17 protein-coding genes are annotated in these 14,922 nt (G+C 73.3%); 5 read left to right on the top strand and 12 right to left on the bottom strand.

Features of this window, described 5'->3' with window-relative positions; translation table 11 throughout:
- Positions 1 to 18: 18 nt before the first annotated feature.
- Genes panD through HNR73_RS37890 form a run of 3 tightly spaced genes read right to left on the bottom strand, consistent with a single transcriptional unit; the run spans position 19 to position 2,215 of the window.
- A complete protein-coding gene (panD, locus tag HNR73_RS37900) occupies positions 19 to 462 on the bottom strand; it encodes an aspartate 1-decarboxylase (RefSeq protein WP_184792915.1) in 444 nt (147 codons plus the stop codon).
- Positions 462 to 1,313, bottom strand: a complete 852-nt coding sequence (gene panC, locus HNR73_RS37895; protein ID WP_184792914.1) for a pantoate--beta-alanine ligase — start codon at positions 1,311 to 1,313, stop codon at positions 462 to 464. The genes panD and panC overlap by 1 nt, the downstream gene beginning before the upstream one ends.
- Positions 1,310 to 2,215 (bottom strand): Rossmann-like and DUF2520 domain-containing protein, encoded by a 906-nt coding sequence (locus HNR73_RS37890; RefSeq protein ID WP_184792913.1) that lies wholly within the window; start codon positions 2,213 to 2,215, stop codon positions 1,310 to 1,312. The genes panC and HNR73_RS37890 overlap by 4 nt, the downstream gene beginning before the upstream one ends.
- A gap of 165 nt (positions 2,216 to 2,380) precedes the next feature.
- Between HNR73_RS37890 and HNR73_RS37885 the strand changes: the two genes are divergently transcribed.
- Positions 2,381 to 3,406 (top strand): hypothetical protein, encoded by a 1,026-nt coding sequence (locus tag HNR73_RS37885; RefSeq protein WP_184792912.1) that lies wholly within the window; start codon positions 2,381 to 2,383, stop codon positions 3,404 to 3,406.
- Here HNR73_RS37885 and HNR73_RS37880 read toward each other — a convergent pair.
- The 4 genes from HNR73_RS37880 to HNR73_RS37865 are packed head-to-tail and all read right to left on the bottom strand — an operon-like array spanning position 3,388 to position 6,214.
- The gene (locus HNR73_RS37880; protein WP_184792911.1) at positions 3,388 to 4,056 is read right to left on the bottom strand and encodes an SMI1/KNR4 family protein; all 669 of its coding nucleotides are present in this window, start codon (positions 4,054 to 4,056) and stop codon (positions 3,388 to 3,390) included. The two genes, HNR73_RS37885 and HNR73_RS37880, sit on opposite strands and share 19 nt — an antisense overlap.
- Before the next feature lie 11 nt (positions 4,057 to 4,067).
- Positions 4,068 to 4,718 (bottom strand): response regulator, encoded by a 651-nt coding sequence (locus HNR73_RS37875; protein ID WP_184792910.1) that lies wholly within the window; start codon positions 4,716 to 4,718, stop codon positions 4,068 to 4,070.
- Positions 4,715 to 5,719 carry a sensor histidine kinase gene (locus HNR73_RS41130; protein ID WP_184792909.1) on the bottom strand — a complete coding sequence of 335 codons (1,005 nt, stop codon included), beginning with the start codon at positions 5,717 to 5,719 and terminating at the stop codon, positions 4,715 to 4,717. The genes HNR73_RS37875 and HNR73_RS41130 overlap by 4 nt, the downstream gene beginning before the upstream one ends.
- A gap of 9 nt (positions 5,720 to 5,728) precedes the next feature.
- Positions 5,729 to 6,214: a hypothetical protein gene (locus tag HNR73_RS37865; protein ID WP_184792908.1), complete on the bottom strand. Its 486-nt coding sequence runs from the start codon at positions 6,212 to 6,214 to the stop codon at positions 5,729 to 5,731.
- A gap of 116 nt (positions 6,215 to 6,330) precedes the next feature.
- Here HNR73_RS37865 and HNR73_RS37860 point away from each other — a divergent pair, with 116 nt between their 5' ends.
- Positions 6,331 to 6,975, top strand: coding sequence for an SIMPL domain-containing protein (locus HNR73_RS37860; RefSeq protein WP_184792907.1), 645 nt, complete (start codon positions 6,331 to 6,333; stop codon positions 6,973 to 6,975).
- Here HNR73_RS37860 and HNR73_RS41125 read toward each other — a convergent pair.
- Genes HNR73_RS41125 through HNR73_RS37840 form a run of 4 tightly spaced genes read right to left on the bottom strand, consistent with a single transcriptional unit; the run spans position 6,972 to position 10,963 of the window.
- Positions 6,972 to 8,000, bottom strand: a complete 1,029-nt coding sequence (locus HNR73_RS41125; RefSeq protein WP_184792906.1) for a hypothetical protein — start codon at positions 7,998 to 8,000, stop codon at positions 6,972 to 6,974. The genes HNR73_RS37860 and HNR73_RS41125 overlap by 4 nt on opposite strands.
- The gene (locus HNR73_RS37850) at positions 7,997 to 8,941 is read right to left on the bottom strand and encodes a hypothetical protein (protein WP_184792905.1); all 945 of its coding nucleotides are present in this window, start codon (positions 8,939 to 8,941) and stop codon (positions 7,997 to 7,999) included. Before HNR73_RS37850 ends, HNR73_RS41125 begins: the two co-directional genes overlap by 4 nt.
- A gap of 41 nt (positions 8,942 to 8,982) precedes the next feature.
- Positions 8,983 to 9,933, bottom strand: a complete 951-nt coding sequence (locus HNR73_RS37845) for a hypothetical protein (RefSeq protein ID WP_184792904.1) — start codon at positions 9,931 to 9,933, stop codon at positions 8,983 to 8,985.
- Between the two features lie 31 nt (positions 9,934 to 9,964).
- The gene (locus HNR73_RS37840) at positions 9,965 to 10,963 is read right to left on the bottom strand and encodes a hypothetical protein (protein ID WP_184792903.1); all 999 of its coding nucleotides are present in this window, start codon (positions 10,961 to 10,963) and stop codon (positions 9,965 to 9,967) included.
- A 48-nt stretch (positions 10,964 to 11,011) separates the two neighbouring features.
- On the opposite strand from HNR73_RS37840, the gene HNR73_RS37835 reads away from it, so the two are divergent.
- Genes HNR73_RS37835 through HNR73_RS37825 form a run of 3 tightly spaced genes read left to right on the top strand, consistent with a single transcriptional unit; the run spans position 11,012 to position 13,999 of the window.
- A complete protein-coding gene (locus tag HNR73_RS37835; RefSeq protein WP_184792902.1) occupies positions 11,012 to 12,010 on the top strand; it encodes an SAM-dependent methyltransferase in 999 nt (332 codons plus the stop codon).
- Between the two features lies 1 nt (position 12,011).
- Positions 12,012 to 13,163 (top strand): NADH-quinone oxidoreductase subunit D, encoded by a 1,152-nt coding sequence (locus HNR73_RS37830; protein ID WP_184792901.1) that lies wholly within the window; start codon positions 12,012 to 12,014, stop codon positions 13,161 to 13,163.
- Positions 13,160 to 13,999: a TetR/AcrR family transcriptional regulator gene (locus HNR73_RS37825; RefSeq protein WP_203686851.1), complete on the top strand. Its 840-nt coding sequence runs from the start codon at positions 13,160 to 13,162 to the stop codon at positions 13,997 to 13,999. Before HNR73_RS37830 ends, HNR73_RS37825 begins: the two co-directional genes overlap by 4 nt.
- On the opposite strand, the gene HNR73_RS37820 is transcribed toward HNR73_RS37825, so the two are convergent.
- The gene (locus HNR73_RS37820; RefSeq protein WP_184792900.1) at positions 13,987 to 14,904 is read right to left on the bottom strand and encodes a hypothetical protein; all 918 of its coding nucleotides are present in this window, start codon (positions 14,902 to 14,904) and stop codon (positions 13,987 to 13,989) included. The genes HNR73_RS37825 and HNR73_RS37820 overlap by 13 nt on opposite strands.
- Positions 14,905 to 14,922: the final 18 nt, after the last annotated feature.

Below are 14,922 nucleotides of genomic sequence, written 5' to 3'. Positions count from 1 at the left end.
GGGACCGGAGCCTACGGCCTAACGACCATGAGCGTGCACGGATATCGCGTGCGGCGAACGGCGCGGGTTTCCCGCCGTGCCCGGCACGGCCGCCGAAGGGTCGGCGCCCAGCTCGATGACCTGGTTGTCGGCGTCGACGTGCACGACCTTCGGCGCGTGGGCGCGGGCGGTCGCGTCGTCCATCTGGCCGTAGGAGATGAGGATCACCAGGTCGCCCGGGTGCACCAGGTGGGCGGCGGCCCCGTTGATGCCGATCACGCCCGAGCCGCGCTCACCGGGGATGACGTAGGTCTCCAGGCGGGCGCCGTTGGTGATGTCGACGATCGCGACCTGCTCGCCCGGGATCAGGTCCGCGGCGTCGAGGAGGTCCTCGTCGACGGTCACCGAGCCGATGTAGTGCAGGTCGGCCTGGGTGACGGTCGCCCGGTGGATCTTGGACTTGAGCATGGTACGGAGGAGCATTACTTCGCCTCCACGGTGAGGGGAATGTTGTCGATGAGCCGGGTGGCGCCCAGACGGCCGGCGAACAGTAGCCGGGCCGGTCCGCTTTCGGGCGCGGGCCCCAGGTCGGGTGAGGTGACCTCCACATAGTCGAGGTCGATTCCGCCCGGGAGTTCAGCGATCACATGGGCACGAACGTCGGCGGCGGTCGCGCCCTTACCCGCCAGTGACGCGCCCGACTGCATGGCCGCGTGGATGCCGGGGGCGGCGGCGCGTTCGGCGGCCGAGAGATAGACGTTGCGGCTCGACTTGGCGAGGCCGTCGGCCTCGCGGACCGTCTCGACGCCGACGACCTCGACGGGGAAGGACAGGTCGGCGGCCATCGCGCGGACCATCGCCAGCTGCTGGTAGTCCTTCTCGCCGAAGCAGGTCACGTCGGGACGGGTCACGTTGAGGAGCTTCGCGACGACGGTGAGGACGCCACCGAAGAAGCCGGGACGGAAGGCGCCTTCGAGGATGTCGCCGACCGGGCCGGGGTTGACGGTGACCTTGGCGCCCTTGATAGACGTCTGTCCCGTTGGGTACATGTCCTCGCGGGTCGGCGCGAAGACCGCGTCGACGCCCTCCGCACGGCAGATCGCGAGGTCGGCGTCGAGGGTGCGGGGATAGCGGTCGAAGTCCTCGGTGGGGCCGAACTGGAGCGGGTTGACGAAGACCGTGACGATCAGGTGCTCCGCGCGCTTCCGGGCGTCGCGCATGAGGGCGCGGTGGCCCTCGTGGAGGGCGCCCATCGTCATGACGACCGCGACCCGGCCGGTCATGCCCGCGCGGACCTCGGCCATGGTGGCCCGGTCGGGGACGAGAAGGGTCATGAGGACTTCTCCTGGGGGCGGTCGGCGAGGACGCCGAGGAGGGGCTCGGCCGCTTCGGGGGTGAGGCGGTGGTTGTCGATGGCGCGGTCGGCGGTCCGGCGGGCCAGGGCGACGTAGGCGGCGACGGAGTCGGGGGCCTCGGCGACGAGCGCGTCCAGGTGCGCGGCGACCGTGCCGACGTCGCCGCGGGAAACCGGGCCGGTGAGGGCCGCGTCGCCGAGCCGGAGGGTGTTGTCGAGCGCGGCGGACAGCAGGGGCGCGATCATGCGCTCGGGCATGAGGACACCGGCGGCGCGCAGCACGTCGCAGGCCTCGTTGACCAGCGTGACCAGGTGATTCGCGCCGTGGGTGAGGCCCGCGTGGTAGAGCGCGCGATGCTCCTCGCGGATGAACTCGGGCTCGCCGCCCATCTCGACGACGAGGGCCTCGGCGATGACGCGGGCCGGTTCGGGCGCGGTGACGCCGAAGGAGATGCCGGAGAGGCGTTCGAGGTCCTCACCGCGGCCCGTGAAGGTCATGACCGGGTGGAGGGCCAGGGCGAGGGCGCCGTGCGCGGTCGCCGGTTCGAGGACGCCGATGCCGTGACTGCCCGAGACGTGCGCGACGATGCGGCCCGGCGCGAAGTGGCCGGTGTCGGCGAGGCCCTGGACGAGACCCGGGAGGGTGTCGTCGGGGACGGCGAGGATGAGGAGTTCGGCGAGGTCGGCGACGCGTTCGGCGGGCGCCAGCTCGGCCTGCGGGATGAGGCGTTCGGCGCGGGCGCGGGAGGCGTCGGAGACGGCCGTGGCGGCGATGACGTGGTGGCCCGCGCGGGCCAGGGCGGCGCCGAGGACGGAGCCCACACGTCCGGCGGAGATCACGCCAACGGTGAGGCGGGCGGCGTTCGGCGCGGCGTTCGGCATTGAACTCAGGCTCCTGATCCAGTCCTATGGGGGTACCGGTCAACCTGGTCAAGTATCGCTGAGGGGGTGGGGGCGGGGGGAGAGGTTGGGAGGGTGAGGTTTGGCACTGCGGCATTAGGCTGCGCATGCCCACGCCCCACTGTCTACGCCCGGACGGTGCCCCATATGCCCATATCGCCCCTTCGTCTCGCTGACACGTACGCGCGCGGTCTCCAGCGCCATCCGGACGGGAACGCGCTCACTCCCGAGCAGGCCCGAGCCCTGCCGCCGCTCATCGACGAACTGCGTCGCCGGCTGCGCGCCGTTCCCCGCATGCCACCGCAGCTCATCGGCATGCTCATCGGCGCGGCAGCAACCGCCGCGGGCTCGCTGCTGTCCGAATTCGTCGTGCGCGAATGGCGCCTGCCGCTCATCGCGGCCGTTGCGGCCATCTGCTCCTGGCCGATTCTCCGGGTCGCCCGCCGCCCCACGCTCCGCGGTTCGGGGCCTCCGGCGACGGGCACGCCTGCGGAGCTGGCCGACGAGCTCATGGGCACGCTGCAAGGCGCCGCTCTCCTGGCCGGACGTTCACGCCGCCCTTTCATCGCGCACGCCGAGGCCCGTGCGGCAGCCGTCTGGAGCATTGTGCACGGTGGGCCGGTGTTCGCCGGCGAAGCACCACCGAACCCCGCCTGGCGGCCGAGGTGGGCACGTCGGGAGGTGAATCAGGTCTACGACGTGGCCGCGCGGCTCCACGAGCTGGGACACATGGCCGCCGAGGAAGCCGCGGCCGCCGACGAACCGGACGCCGCCCTGCACCGCCTGGCGCGATACACGGCCGCCCAAGACCGGCTCGTCGCCGCGGCGACGACACTCAGCGGGCGCGCGCTTCGGTGGCAGCGGGTCGCCCTCGTGGCGGCCCAGGTGGGGTACGTCGTGCTCGTGGCCGTGCTGCTGCCGAACATGACGGTGCTGGCGCTCGCGATAGCGGTCATGGTGCTGCTCGGACCGCAGCTGGCGCGCCCGGAGTGCCGCACGATCGGGGTGTCCAACGTCGACTGGTCGCTCCTTTCAGCCGGCGTCGTCGCGGGCATCGACCAGTCCTCCGCCGACCTCGCCGACCTCGCGCAGACCCCGGCCGTCGTCGCGGCCCTGGCCGAACTCACCGCCGCCCGCGAGATCCTCGCGGGCGGCTACAACTCGTCCACGTAGGTCCACTCCGCGTCGACGCGTTCGATCGCCGCGTCGAGAACCTCCCGATCCGAGGCTCGCACGAGCGCATGCGAGTCCCCGTCCAACCGCAAGATCACGCCGTCGGCGCCGTGCCAGGTCGCGTCCACGCCCTCGTAGGCGGGAAACCGCAGGGCGGGGAAGGTCTCGCGGAGGCGGTCGGCGTCGCCGTCGGCCAACTCGCCCATGGCGGTGCACTCGTCGTCGAGGAGCAGCGTCTCGGACAGGACCATGTCGACCACGGCGTGGGACAGGCGCCCGATGAACGGCTCCCATCCGCGTCCGGCCGGGTCGGCGGTGTCGGTGCGCATGAGCACTGCCGGATCGTCGCCGGTCTCCCGCCTGAAGCCCCATTCGCAGACCCACTGGTTCTCCTCTCGGAAGACGACGAACTCACCGTCGGTGCGCAGATCGCCGGGGGCGAGGAGACGGTCCTGATTGGCGGTGAGGTCGTCGCGGCGGCCGAGCAATGCGTAGGCCTCGCGTAGGGCGGCGGGCAGTGCGGGATCGGAGGTGAGGCCGTCGTCGGCGGTGAGGGGGCGGCCGCACCAGTCGGCGTAGTCGCGGAGGAAGGTCCAGGCGGTGGCGCGGTCGCCGTCGGCGACGGACGAAAGGGCTCGGGCGAAGTCCATGGCACGGGAGGCTACCGTTTCCCGGGCACGACCAGCCCGTTCTCGTAGGCCGAGATCGCCAACTGCACGCGGTCGCGAAGACCGAGCTTCGTCAGGATCCGGCTGACGTGCGTCTTCACCGTGGCGTGACTCAGCACGAGGGCGCGGGCGATCTCGGCGTTGCTCAGCCCCCGCGCGATCAGCCGCACTATCTCCCGTTCCCGCACGGTCAGCGGCCCCAGACCGCCCGTGGCGGGTTCGGGGGCACGCAGGAAACGCGCGATGAGGGCGGCGGTCGGCCCCGGCGAGAGCAGCGCCTCCCCGGCAGCGACGACGCCGATGGCGTCCAGCAACTGCGCGGGACGGCAGTCCTTGGCCAGGAAACCGCTCGCACCGGCGCGCAGGGCCGCGGCGACGTTGTCCCCGTCGTCGTAGGTCGTCAGGACCAGGACGCGGATCTCGGGTAGTTCGGCGACGATCCGCGCGGTCGCCTCGATGCCGTCGCCGCAGGGCATGCGCAGGTCCATGACGACGACGTCGGGCCGGGTGCGGCGCGCGGCCGCGAGCGCGTCGGCGCCGGTCGACGCCTCGGCGACCACGTCGAAGTCGGGCGAGGAGTCGATGAGCAGCGCGAAGGCCTCGCGCACGAGCGCCTGGTCGTCGGCGAGCAGGACACGGATCACGCGCGCTCCCAGGGGACGTCGAGGGTGACGGTGTACGTCGCGGTGAGGGTGCCGCCGATGGCTCGGGCGCGCTCGGCCATGCCGGTGAGGCCGTGGCCTGCGCGGACGTCGTTGGCGACGGTCGTGGTGAACCCACCGGGGCGATGGGTGTGGCGGACCGCGACCGGGCCGGCGCCGTGGCGGGCCGCGTTGGTGAGGGACTCCTCGACGATGTGGTCGAGGGCGCGGCGAGCGAGCGCCGGCAGGCCGTGCGCGGGCTGCCCGTCCGTGTCGACGGTGAGGCCGAGCGGGTGAACGGGCGTGCCGGTGCGGGCACCGTCACCGTTGGACACGTCAGGGGCGGGGAGCGGCGGGGTCGCGCCTCCTTCGCCGCGCAGGTCGTCAAGGGTCCACCGCAGTTCCTCACGTGCCCTCGCGCTCGCCGCCACGATCGTCTCCAGAACGCGCAGGAGCCGTGCCTTGTCGATCCGGTCCGCGTCGAGCAGGTGCGCTCCGACGCCGGCCTGGACCTGCGCGACGGTGATCGTGTGCGCCAGGACGTCGTGCACGTCCCGCGCGAGGCGCAGCCGTTCCCGCGCCTCCGCGCCCGCCCTGCCCGCGCGGACGGCGGCGCCGAAGGCGACGGCCGCGAGCATCCACCCGGCGCCGTCGACGACTTCGGCATCGGAGGTCGCCGCGCCGACGGCGAGGACACCGACGGCGAGAATCCCTCCCACGGTCAGCGCTCGGCGGCGGGTCCCCCCGGCGGCCACGGTGTACAGCGCGACCAGTACGGGCGCGAGCAGTGCGTCATGGGGGTAGTCGAAGCCGTGGTAGACGACGCTGGGTGCGGTCACGGCGCCCAGCGTCCACAATGGCCACCGTTCCCGGACCAGCAGTGGAAGGCAGGCCGCGGCGGCGAGCCCGAGCGCGAGTCCGTCGAACTCCCGGCCGCGGCCCGCGAGCGTTCCGACGACCACGGCGGCGAACAGGCAGACGGCGGGAGGCAGGGCTGGCCGCACGGCTTCCTCCTAAGCGGACGGTCGCGAGCGGACCGTCGCCGTGACGAGACTAGCCAGCACGATCAGCGCGTAGCCCGTCAGCAGCGCGATGCGGATCCCGTGCGAGCCGACGTAGGCGGCCTGCGCGGGATGGAGCGAACCGTCGGCGCGCAGGGCACCTTCGGCGCGGACCGTCTCGGCCCAGTCGCCCCACATCCAGATCCGCGAGACCCACACGGCCGCCTGCGCGAGCAGCCCCGCGGCGGGCAGCCACCACGGGACACGCGGGTGCCGGAACACCAGGAGCGCGACGGCCCCGGCGGCCGCGACGGCGTTGAGCGGGACGCCGAGGTTGTCGGTGAGCGCCTCGTAGGAGGCGTCGTAGGCGCGCACGTCGGCGACGTGCGGGAGCAGGAGATGGTGCATGTGCGTCATCCACACGAAACCGGCGCTGAACCCGGCGAGCAGCAGTGCGCCGGCCAGCAGGAGAGTCGCGTACAGGGGTCTGGTCTTCATGCCTCGACCATCGTCGCCGGGACGGGTTCGCCGCGTCGGCCGCGAGAGGGCATCCCGGGCTACATCTCGCGATGTACGGTCCCCGGAGGGGCCGCCTCGTCCATAGACTCACCCCCATGTCAGCGCTGATCGAGAGTCCCTGGGGCCTGTCCGCGTACGGGTCGGCGAACGCGCACGCCGCGCCCGACGTCGCCCGCGTCCAGCTGGGCGCCGAACGCGTCGAACCGAGCGCCGCCGAGGCCTTCGCGGCGACGCGGGCCCTCGTCGAGCGGATCCGGGCGGCGCTGCGCGCGCAGGGCGTCGCCGACGACGCGGTTGAGGAGTCGCGGCTGTCGCTGTCGACGGACTACGACGGCTACGGCGAGGAGCGGCGTTTCCTCGGCTACCGCTGCGAGGCGTCGTTCTCGGTGGAGTTGCGCGACCTCGACGCCCTCGAACCCGCGCTGATCGCGGCCACCGAGGCGGGCGCGAACCGTGTCGACAACGTCGTCTTCACCGTCGCCGACGCCGACGCGCTGGTCGCGCGGGCACGGCGTGACGCCGTCGCGGCCGCGCGAACCCGCGCCGAACTGCTCGCCGACGCGGCGGGGGTGCGGCTCGGTGCGGTCGTGCACGTGGAGGACCTGGACCGGCCCGAGCAGGGGCCGGTGATGTACCGGGCGATGGCCGAAGCCGCCGGCAGCGGCGGCGGTGAACTGGCGCCGGGGCGGGTCGGGGTGTCGGCGAGCGTGGTGGTGGGGTTCGGGATCCTGCCCGGTTAGGGGCGAAGGAGGTCGCGGGCGGCGGCGAGGTCGGCGGCGGCCCGGGCGGCGGGCTCGCCGGGGAGGCGGGCGACGTCGGTGAGGTGGGATTCGACGGACGCGAGGACGGCTCGGCGTTCGGCGGGGAGGCTGTGGATCCTGCGGGCGGAGGCGGCTCCACGGAACACATTCACCCCGCCCGAGGCGCCGACGAGTACGAAGTACGGCACGAACATCAAGAACGTCATCGGGGCCTGTGAGGAGGGACCGAGCGCCACGACGGCGACGACCCACAGCACCGCGGCGAAGACGAAGCCCTCGGGCCGCACCGGCTTGCTCCCGCGCAGTTCCTTCGCGGCCGATCGCAGGCGGTGGCGGGCCACGTCGTAGCGGGCCAGGAGGTGCAGTGCCGCGTCGGACGCCGCCTCTTTCCGGACGGCGGCGACGAGCACGTCCAGTCGGTCGGCCGACGAGGAAACCGTCCCGGCCGACTGCTGTGCTCCGGCGACCGGGCGCGGTTCCGGCGTCGCCTCGCGAAGCCCGACGGCCGGCCCGTCGTGGCCGAGGCTCCAGGCGCGGGCGGCGCACGCGTCGCTGTCGGCGAAGTGCGCCTTCGCGGGCACGTTTCCGATGAGCCCGGCGAGGTGGTCGCGCAGGGACGTCTCGGGGACGGTCGTCGTCGGCGGGATCCGGCGCGGGCCGGGCTTCGGGAGCACCTTCCGCATCAGCAGGACGAACGCGTAAGTGATCATGCCCGCGAGCGGGAGGGCCGCGAGGAGGAGCAGATACCAGGGCCCGGCCATCTGAGCGCGCAGGAGCAGGCCGCCCCCGCCGGAGGCGAGAAGGCCGAGACCGAGCACGAACACGGCTGGGATGTGCCCCCACGGGTTGCCGTGTGCGGCGCCGAGTTTCCCGCGCAGCTCGACGAGGGTCTCCCGCAGGAGCGATGCCCGCACGGGGCCGAGCCCGTGCGTCCCGGCGGCGAGGTGGGCGAGCGCCGCGCGGGCGTGGGCATCGGTCCGGGCGAGGTCGTCGGTGATGGTCACGGGTGGTCCAGGAGGTCGCGGGCGGCGGCGAGGTCGGCGGCGGCCCGGGCGGCGGGCTCGCCGGGCAGGCGGATGACATCGGTGAGGTGCCGCTCGATGGCGGTGCGGAGTTGGGGGACGGTCCAGGCGAGAGTGCGCGGGCGGCGGTCCTGGCCGAGCCAGGCGATGCGCAGGCTGACGGGGGTCATCGCGGCGGCGAGGAGCGGGAGTCGCCACCACGGCCACGAGAGGGTCATGACGGGGATCGGTGCGTAGACGATGGCGAGGACGAGCGCGATCCCGGCCGTCCAGCGCACGCGGTCGGCAGGAACCCCTCCCCGCAGCAATGCCGACGCGGACGCCAGCCGGCGGTGGACGTGGTCGTGGCGCGCGAACCGGTGGAGGGCCACCGGGTCCGCGGCGGTCTCGGCGTGGAGGAGTTCGTGGGCGCCCGTGAGGGTGCGCCGGAGTTGGTGCGCCTCGAAGCGGGACGCCTCCGGCTGCCGGGCGACGAACGGCGGTTCGCCGCTGGTCGTCTCGAGCCCGCCGTGGCCGAGGCTCCAGGCGCGGGCCGCGCACGCCCGAAGGTGGAGATCCCACCCCCAGACCGCGGCGACCAGGCCGTCCAGCAGCTCGGGGAGCGTGCCCTCGGGGACCGGGCCGGTGGCCCGCCGCCCCGGCATCCGCCGGGGCACGAGGAGGGGCAGCGGGATCGCCGCGACCATGACGAGCACGCGGAGCCACACGAGGTCGATGAACGCCGAGGCCGCCGAGGCGACGGCCAGGACGGCGACGATCGCGAGGTGGTTCAGCACCCGTCGCAGCAGCCACTGCGGACCGCTCTCCACGTCGGCGAGTCGCCGCCGCAGCTCGACGAGGGTCTCCCGCAGGGCGGTCACGTCGCCGGCGCGTGCGAGCGCGGCCCGCGCGTACGCGTCGGCGACGACAAGAGGCGAGGACACGGGCACCGTCCTGGGCAAGGCAATGTGCGGCCCGCGCGATCCTACGTCCTTCCCCGCCCCCGCAACAGGTCCCGCGCCCTCCGCAGGTCCTCGGCGACCGGTCCGCCGACGGCCGTCGCGATCTCCTCCAGCTTGCGGGCGGCTTCGGTGGCGACGGCTCCGGCATCGGAGGCGCGGTTCAACGTGCGCAGTTGGGGGCAGGAGTCCGGGCCCGAGCGCATCGTCGACAGCACGACGGCGGCGACCGCGACGGGCACGGCGAGCCAGGGCCACGGCACGGCGGCGGCGTACGCGGCCGCCAAGACGATGAGCCAGATCCAGCCCCGCACGCTTCGCGTGCGCGCAGAGGGCGCGTGGTGCGCGACGAGCCGGTGGGCCGCGTCCATGCGGGCGAGGCGGGCCGGGGAGCCGCCGTGGGCGTCGTGGGCGAGGGCGTGGATCCACGGTGCCACCGGCCGCAGGGCGTCGAGCCCGCCTGCGGGCGCGGCCGGGGGCGCGAGTCCCGCTTCGAGCCGGGCCAGGCAGGCGTCGGCGTGCAGGGCGAGGGGTGCCGGCGGCCGCACGCCGAGGCGCCAGGCACCGACGACGGCGGTGACGCGGGCGGTCGCCGCCGACAGGTCGGCGAGCAGCACCGCCAAGCCGACGGCCTCGGGTGCGGGGACGTCGCGGGGAGCCAGGCGGGCCCGGGGCGGGCGGATCGGCCAGGTGAACACGACGGCGGCGAGCGCGGCGGCGGGAACGGCGAGGTACCAGTCCAGGGCGAGTCGCAGTCCGGCACCGGCGGCGACGGCGAGCGTGAAGGGGGCGAGGAATCCCAGAGGGCGCAGCCAGCGGTAGGGCCGCAGCTCGACGGCTTCGGCGAGGCCGCGCAGGTGCCCGCGCAGTTCGACGAGCACGTCGCGGACCGGCCCGTCCTCGGCGCGCAGGTGGGCGGCGAGGGCGAGGTGGTCCGCGTGGGCGAGGGCGTCGAGGAGTTCGTCGCGAGTGGGCATGGGGCACCGCCCTTCACGGGTTTGGCGCAGCCTAAAGGCGATCCGGCCCGCCCAGCAACAGCAAGGCCCGCCGGAGATCCGCGGCGACGTCGCCGCCAACGCGGTCGGCGACCGCCTCGATGTCGGCGAAGGACCGGTGCACAAGGCCGCCGTCGTTCATCCGGGCGCTCAGGCAGCCTCCCCCCAACGTCGACAGCAGGCACCCGAGCAGGAACACGGCGCCCCCGAGGGCGAATCGCAGCCACGGCGGGCCGAACGCGAGCCCGAGACCGACGACGGCCATCTGCGCCATGCCCGTCACGCTCCCGAGACCGAACAGCGAGGACGGCGCCGTCCCGGTGTCCCCGGCCCGCCGGCTGAGCAGGCGGTAGGCGGTGTCGATCTCGGCGAGGCGATCGGTGACGTAGGGGTCGTGTTCGTGGAGCAGCGCGTGGGCACGGCCGACCGCCTTGCGCAGCGCGCGCTTCTCCGCGAGCGGCAGCGCGTCCTCGCCCGACGTCAGCGGAACGCCGAGCGGCTCGCCCTCGCGCAGCGCGCGCACCCGGGCCAGACAGCTCGCGGTGTGGACGGCGACGCACCGGGGGTTCATGACGCGGACCTTCGCCAGGCGCCAGGTCGCCACGACCTCCAGCACACCTTCGATGTCGTCGACCAGGTCGTTCCACTTACCGGCGGGGCGTGAGGGCGGCTCGGGAAGCTCCGCGGGAACTTTCGCCGCCCGCTTCGCCGTTAACCGGCGAGCGAAGCCGAACACCATCGTCGCCGACACGACCAGGGCCGCAGCCGCGTACCAGGGAAAAAGCCCGCCGAACAGGACCATGAGCGCCACGAAGGCGGCCGCCTCCCCGACCGGCACCGCCGCGACCCATCTCAGGGGACGGTCTCGGACGGTGAGCCCCAACTCGCGCAACCACCAGCGCAGCTCGATCAGGCCGTCGCGCACGTGCGCCGACCCGCGTGAACGCGGCTCATCGCGGGCGAGCCGGTCGGCGCGGGCGAGCGCGGAGAGCAGTTGTCGGCGATCTGGCATGGGCACCGCCTTCACACGTGGTCCACCCAGCCTGCCAGACTCGCCTGCGTGGCGACGACGTGGCGGAAGGCGGTGCAGGAGGCCCTCTACGGCATCGACGGCTTCTACCGGCGCAACCGCCCGGCCGAGCACTTCGCGACCAGCGCCAACCGCTCCGGCGTCTTCGCCGAGGCGGTCGTCCGGCTCCTCCACCGTCTCGACGCCGCGCTCGGGCATCCCGATGAGCTGATGGTCGTCGACGTCGGCGCGGGCTCGGGCGAACTGCTCAGCGCGGTCCTGGAGTTTTCCACAGGCTCTGTGGACAAACCTGTGCACAACCCTGTGGACAAGTCCTTCGCCGACCGGCTGCGGCCCGTCTGCGTCGAGCTGCGGCACCGCCCGGCCGGGCTCGACCCGCGCATCGAGTGGAGCGACCTGCCGCCCTCGCGGGTCACCGGCGCGATCCTGGCCTGCGAGTGGCTCGACAACGTCCCGGTGGACGTGGCGGCCGTCGACGAGGCGGGCCGGGTCCGCCAGGAACTCGTCGACCCGTCGACGGGTGAGACGGCGCTCGGCGAGCCCGTCGACGACGCGTGGCTGTCGACGTGGTGGCCGCTGGCCGAACCGGGTCAGCGCGCCGAGATCGGCCGCCCCCGCGACCTCGCCTGGGCCGGACTGGTGTCCACGGTGGAGCGCGGGGTCGCGCTGGCCGTCGACTATGGACACACGCGCACCCACCGGCCGCCGTTCGGGACGCTCACCGGCTTCGCCGCCGGCCGCGAACTCCCGCCGGTCCCCGACGGGTCCCGCGACATCACCGCCCACGTCGCCATGGACGCCGTCGCCGCCGCCGGAGTCTCCGCCGGGGCGCGCACGACGAGCCTCGCCCGGCAGCGGGAGGCCCTGCGGGAACTGGGTTTCAGCGCCGAACGACCACCCCTGAGCCTCGCCTCGCAGGACCCCGCGGGCTACCTGCGGGCCCTCGCGCGGACCGGCGAAGTCGCCGAACTGACCGATCCCTACGGTTTGGGAGCGCACTGGTGGCTCCTCCAGCGAGTAAGTTGCTGAGATGGCCACAGCGCGGGAGATGACCGTCGGCGTCGGCGCGGGCGCCGAACAACTCGACACCACCGAGATGGTGCTCAACATCGGCCCCCAGCACCCGTCGACGCACGGCGTGCTGCGACTCAAGCTGAAACTCGACGGGGAACGTGTCACCGCGTGCGAGCCCGTCGTCGGCTACATGCACCGGGGCGCCGAGAAGCTCTTCGAGGTCCGCGACTACCGGCAGATCCTCATGCTCGCCAACCGGCACGACTGGCTGTCGGCGTTCTGCAGCGAACTCGGCGTCGCCCTCGCCGTCGAACGCCTCATGGGCATCGAGGTGCCCGAACGCGCGACCTGGCTGCGCACGGCGCTCGCCGAGCTCAACCGGGTCCTCAACCACCTCATGTTCCTCGGCTCCTATCCCCTCGAAATCGGCGCGATCACGCCGGTCTTCTACGCCTTCCGGGAACGCGAGACGCTCCAGGCGGTCTTCGAGGAGGTCGCCGGCGGCCGCATGCACTTCATGTTCAACCGGATCGGCGGCCTCAAGGAGGAGGTCCCGGCGGGCTGGACGACGCGAGCGCGGCAGGCGATCGGCGAGGTCCGGCGGCGGATGCCCGACCTCGACAACCTCATCCGCCGCAACGAGATCTTCCTCGCCCGCACGCGGGGCGTGGGGGTCCTGTCGGCCGAACAGGCCGCCGCCTACGGGGTGAGCGGGCCCGTCGCGCGGGCCTCCGGCCTCGACTTCGACCTCCGCCGCGACGAGCCCTACCTCGCCTACGGCGAACTGGACGTCCCGATCGTGACCCGCACCGCCGGGGACTGCCACGCGCGTTTCGAGTGCCTGCTGGACCAGGTGTACGTGTCCCTCGACCTCGCCGAGAGGTGCCTGTCCCATGTGGACACCCTCACCGGGCCGGTGAACACGCGGCTGCCGAAGGTCGTCAAGGCGCCCGAGGGCCACACCTACGCGTGGACCGAGAATCCCCTGGGCATCAACGGTTACTACCTCGTCTCGCGCGGCGAGAAGACCCCGTGGCGCCTGAAACTGCGGACGGCCTCCTACGCCAACGTGCAGGCCCTGTCGACGTTGCTCGTCGGCTGCCTGGTGCCGGACCTCGTGGCGATCCTCGGCTCGATGTTCTTCGTGGTCGGAGACATCGACAAGTGACCGGTGAGATCCCGCCCGCCGGAGGCCTGCCCCGGCGCCGTCGCAGGCAGTCCGAGGACGAGGTCGCCGAGCGGATGCTCACCACGGCGATGGGCATGGTCACCGCGACCGGCCTGACCGTCAGCCTCGACCACATCGGTTTCGAGGACGTCATCCGCGAAGCCGGTGTCGCCCGCAGCGCCGTCTACCGGCACTGGCCCTACAAGGATCTGTTCTTCAGCGACCTGCTCAAGGAACTCGCCAAAGGCGCCGGACCCGCGATGACGCAGGGCGAACCGTCTGCCTACCGGGCACTCGTCCGCGAACGCCTCGACCGGCTCGCCGACCCCGGCGAGCGCCTCGCCCTGGTCGCCGAACTGGTGCGCGTCGGCGCGGCCGCGGAACTGCTCGCCTTCCGCGACTCCCCCGACTGGCGCACCTACATCGCCTTGCAGGCGACGTTTCTCAGCCTCCCCGAGAGCGAACTGCGCGACGAGGTGCGAGCGGCGCTGACCCGCTCGGAGAGCGAACTGACCGAGCGGCTCGCGGGCGCCTACGAGGCCTTCGCCGGGCTCGTCGGCTGCCGGCTCAAGCCCGCGCTCGGCATCGGTTACGCCGACGTGGCGCGGCTGACCAGCGCGGCGATGCGCGGGATGGTCATCATGGCCCCGACCTCGCCGGCGCTGACGACCGAGACGATCGCGACCGATCCGTTCGGGCTGGGCACGGCGGAGTGGTCGGCGCCCGGGCTCGCCATCGCCGGGATCGTCATGGGTTTCGTGGAGGCCGACCCCGACGTCGTCTTCGACGACGCCCGGACAGCCGCCCTGCGGGCGCTGCTCGATCAGGACGGGTAGGCGCGGCGGCCCTGGTCGTAGGGCTGATCGTCACGGTAGGGCTCACCGACGGTCTCGCGGTGTCCGAAGTGGACCTCGGCGCTGCGCTCCTCGGCGCGCCAGCCGCCCGGAGCCGGTTCGGCGTAACGGGACGGGGAGCGGTAGCCGGTGTCCGGGCCGCGCCAGAACTGGCCGGTGTCGAACTTCGACGGCTCGCGGCGGACCGGTTCACGCGCCCTTTCCCGCTCGTCGGCCCGCAGCGCGGCGATCCAGCTCTCGGCCGCGGGATCGTCGTGCGGGTGCCGCGAGCGCGACTCCAGCCGGGTGTGGCGCGGGTCGGGTGAGGGCACGACCGGCGAGGCCTGGGTGCCGTAGGTGACCGGGTTCCGGTACGGCGTCGGGGAATGCGTCGTCTCGCGGCGGGTCACCGAGACGCGTTCAGTGGTGTGCGAGACGACCTGTTCGAGGTTCGCGGCGAGCTGGATCTCCGGCTCGTCCTCGGCGGCGTGCCGCGGACCAGGGGGCCGGCGCGGCAGGGTCGCCGGGACGGCGCGCATGAGCGGCTGCTGCCCGGTGTGGGTGTCGAGGGCGTCGTGGGCCTGCTGGGCGGTGCCCATCAGCCGCAGACAGAGGTCGTCGACGACGATCTTGAGGTCCCTGGTCTCGGTACGGGCCTTGATGATGGCCAGCCTGGCGGCCTCATCGGCCTCACCGAACTCGTAGCGGACCTGGGCGACCTCCTCGCTGAGCTCCACGTAGACGATCTGCGGATCGCTGCGCAATCCGATGGACAGTCCGATGAGGACGATCGAGGACACGGCGAGCAGGACGGACGTGCGCGACGGGCCCCCACCATCGCCCAGCAGCAGCGTTCCCGCGGCCACCGGGGCCAGCCCCACACCGCACCAGAACAGCACGGTGAACAAACGTCCTCCCCGCTGCCT

Source organism: Phytomonospora endophytica (assembly GCF_014202425.1).
Taxonomy (GTDB): domain Bacteria; phylum Actinomycetota; class Actinomycetes; order Mycobacteriales; family Micromonosporaceae; genus Phytomonospora; species Phytomonospora endophytica.
This window is presented reverse-complemented; position numbering and strand designations above follow the sequence as displayed.

Bases quoted from the DNA above. Each gene is read 5' to 3' on its own strand.
- HNR73_RS37840 (WP_184792903.1), bottom strand. From the start codon at position 10,963: ATGCCAGATCGCCGACAACTGCTCTCCGCGCTCGCCCGCGCCGACCGG.
- HNR73_RS37890 (WP_184792913.1), bottom strand. From the start codon at position 2,215: ATGCCGAACGCCGCGCCGAACGCCGCCCGCCTCACCGTTGGCGTGATC.
- HNR73_RS37865 (WP_184792908.1), bottom strand. From the start codon at position 6,214: ATGAAGACCAGACCCCTGTACGCGACTCTCCTGCTGGCCGGCGCACTG.
- HNR73_RS37880 (WP_184792911.1), bottom strand. From the start codon at position 4,056: ATGGACTTCGCCCGAGCCCTTTCGTCCGTCGCCGACGGCGACCGCGCC.
- HNR73_RS37845 (WP_184792904.1), bottom strand. From the start codon at position 9,933: ATGCCCACTCGCGACGAACTCCTCGACGCCCTCGCCCACGCGGACCAC.
- HNR73_RS37860 (WP_184792907.1), top strand. From the start codon at position 6,331: ATGTCAGCGCTGATCGAGAGTCCCTGGGGCCTGTCCGCGTACGGGTCG.
- HNR73_RS37830 (WP_184792901.1), top strand. From the start codon at position 12,012: ATGGCCACAGCGCGGGAGATGACCGTCGGCGTCGGCGCGGGCGCCGAA.
- HNR73_RS37885 (WP_184792912.1), top strand. From the start codon at position 2,381: ATGCCCATATCGCCCCTTCGTCTCGCTGACACGTACGCGCGCGGTCTC.
- panD (WP_184792915.1), bottom strand. From the start codon at position 462: ATGCTCCTCCGTACCATGCTCAAGTCCAAGATCCACCGGGCGACCGTC.
- panC (WP_184792914.1), bottom strand. From the start codon at position 1,313: ATGACCCTTCTCGTCCCCGACCGGGCCACCATGGCCGAGGTCCGCGCG.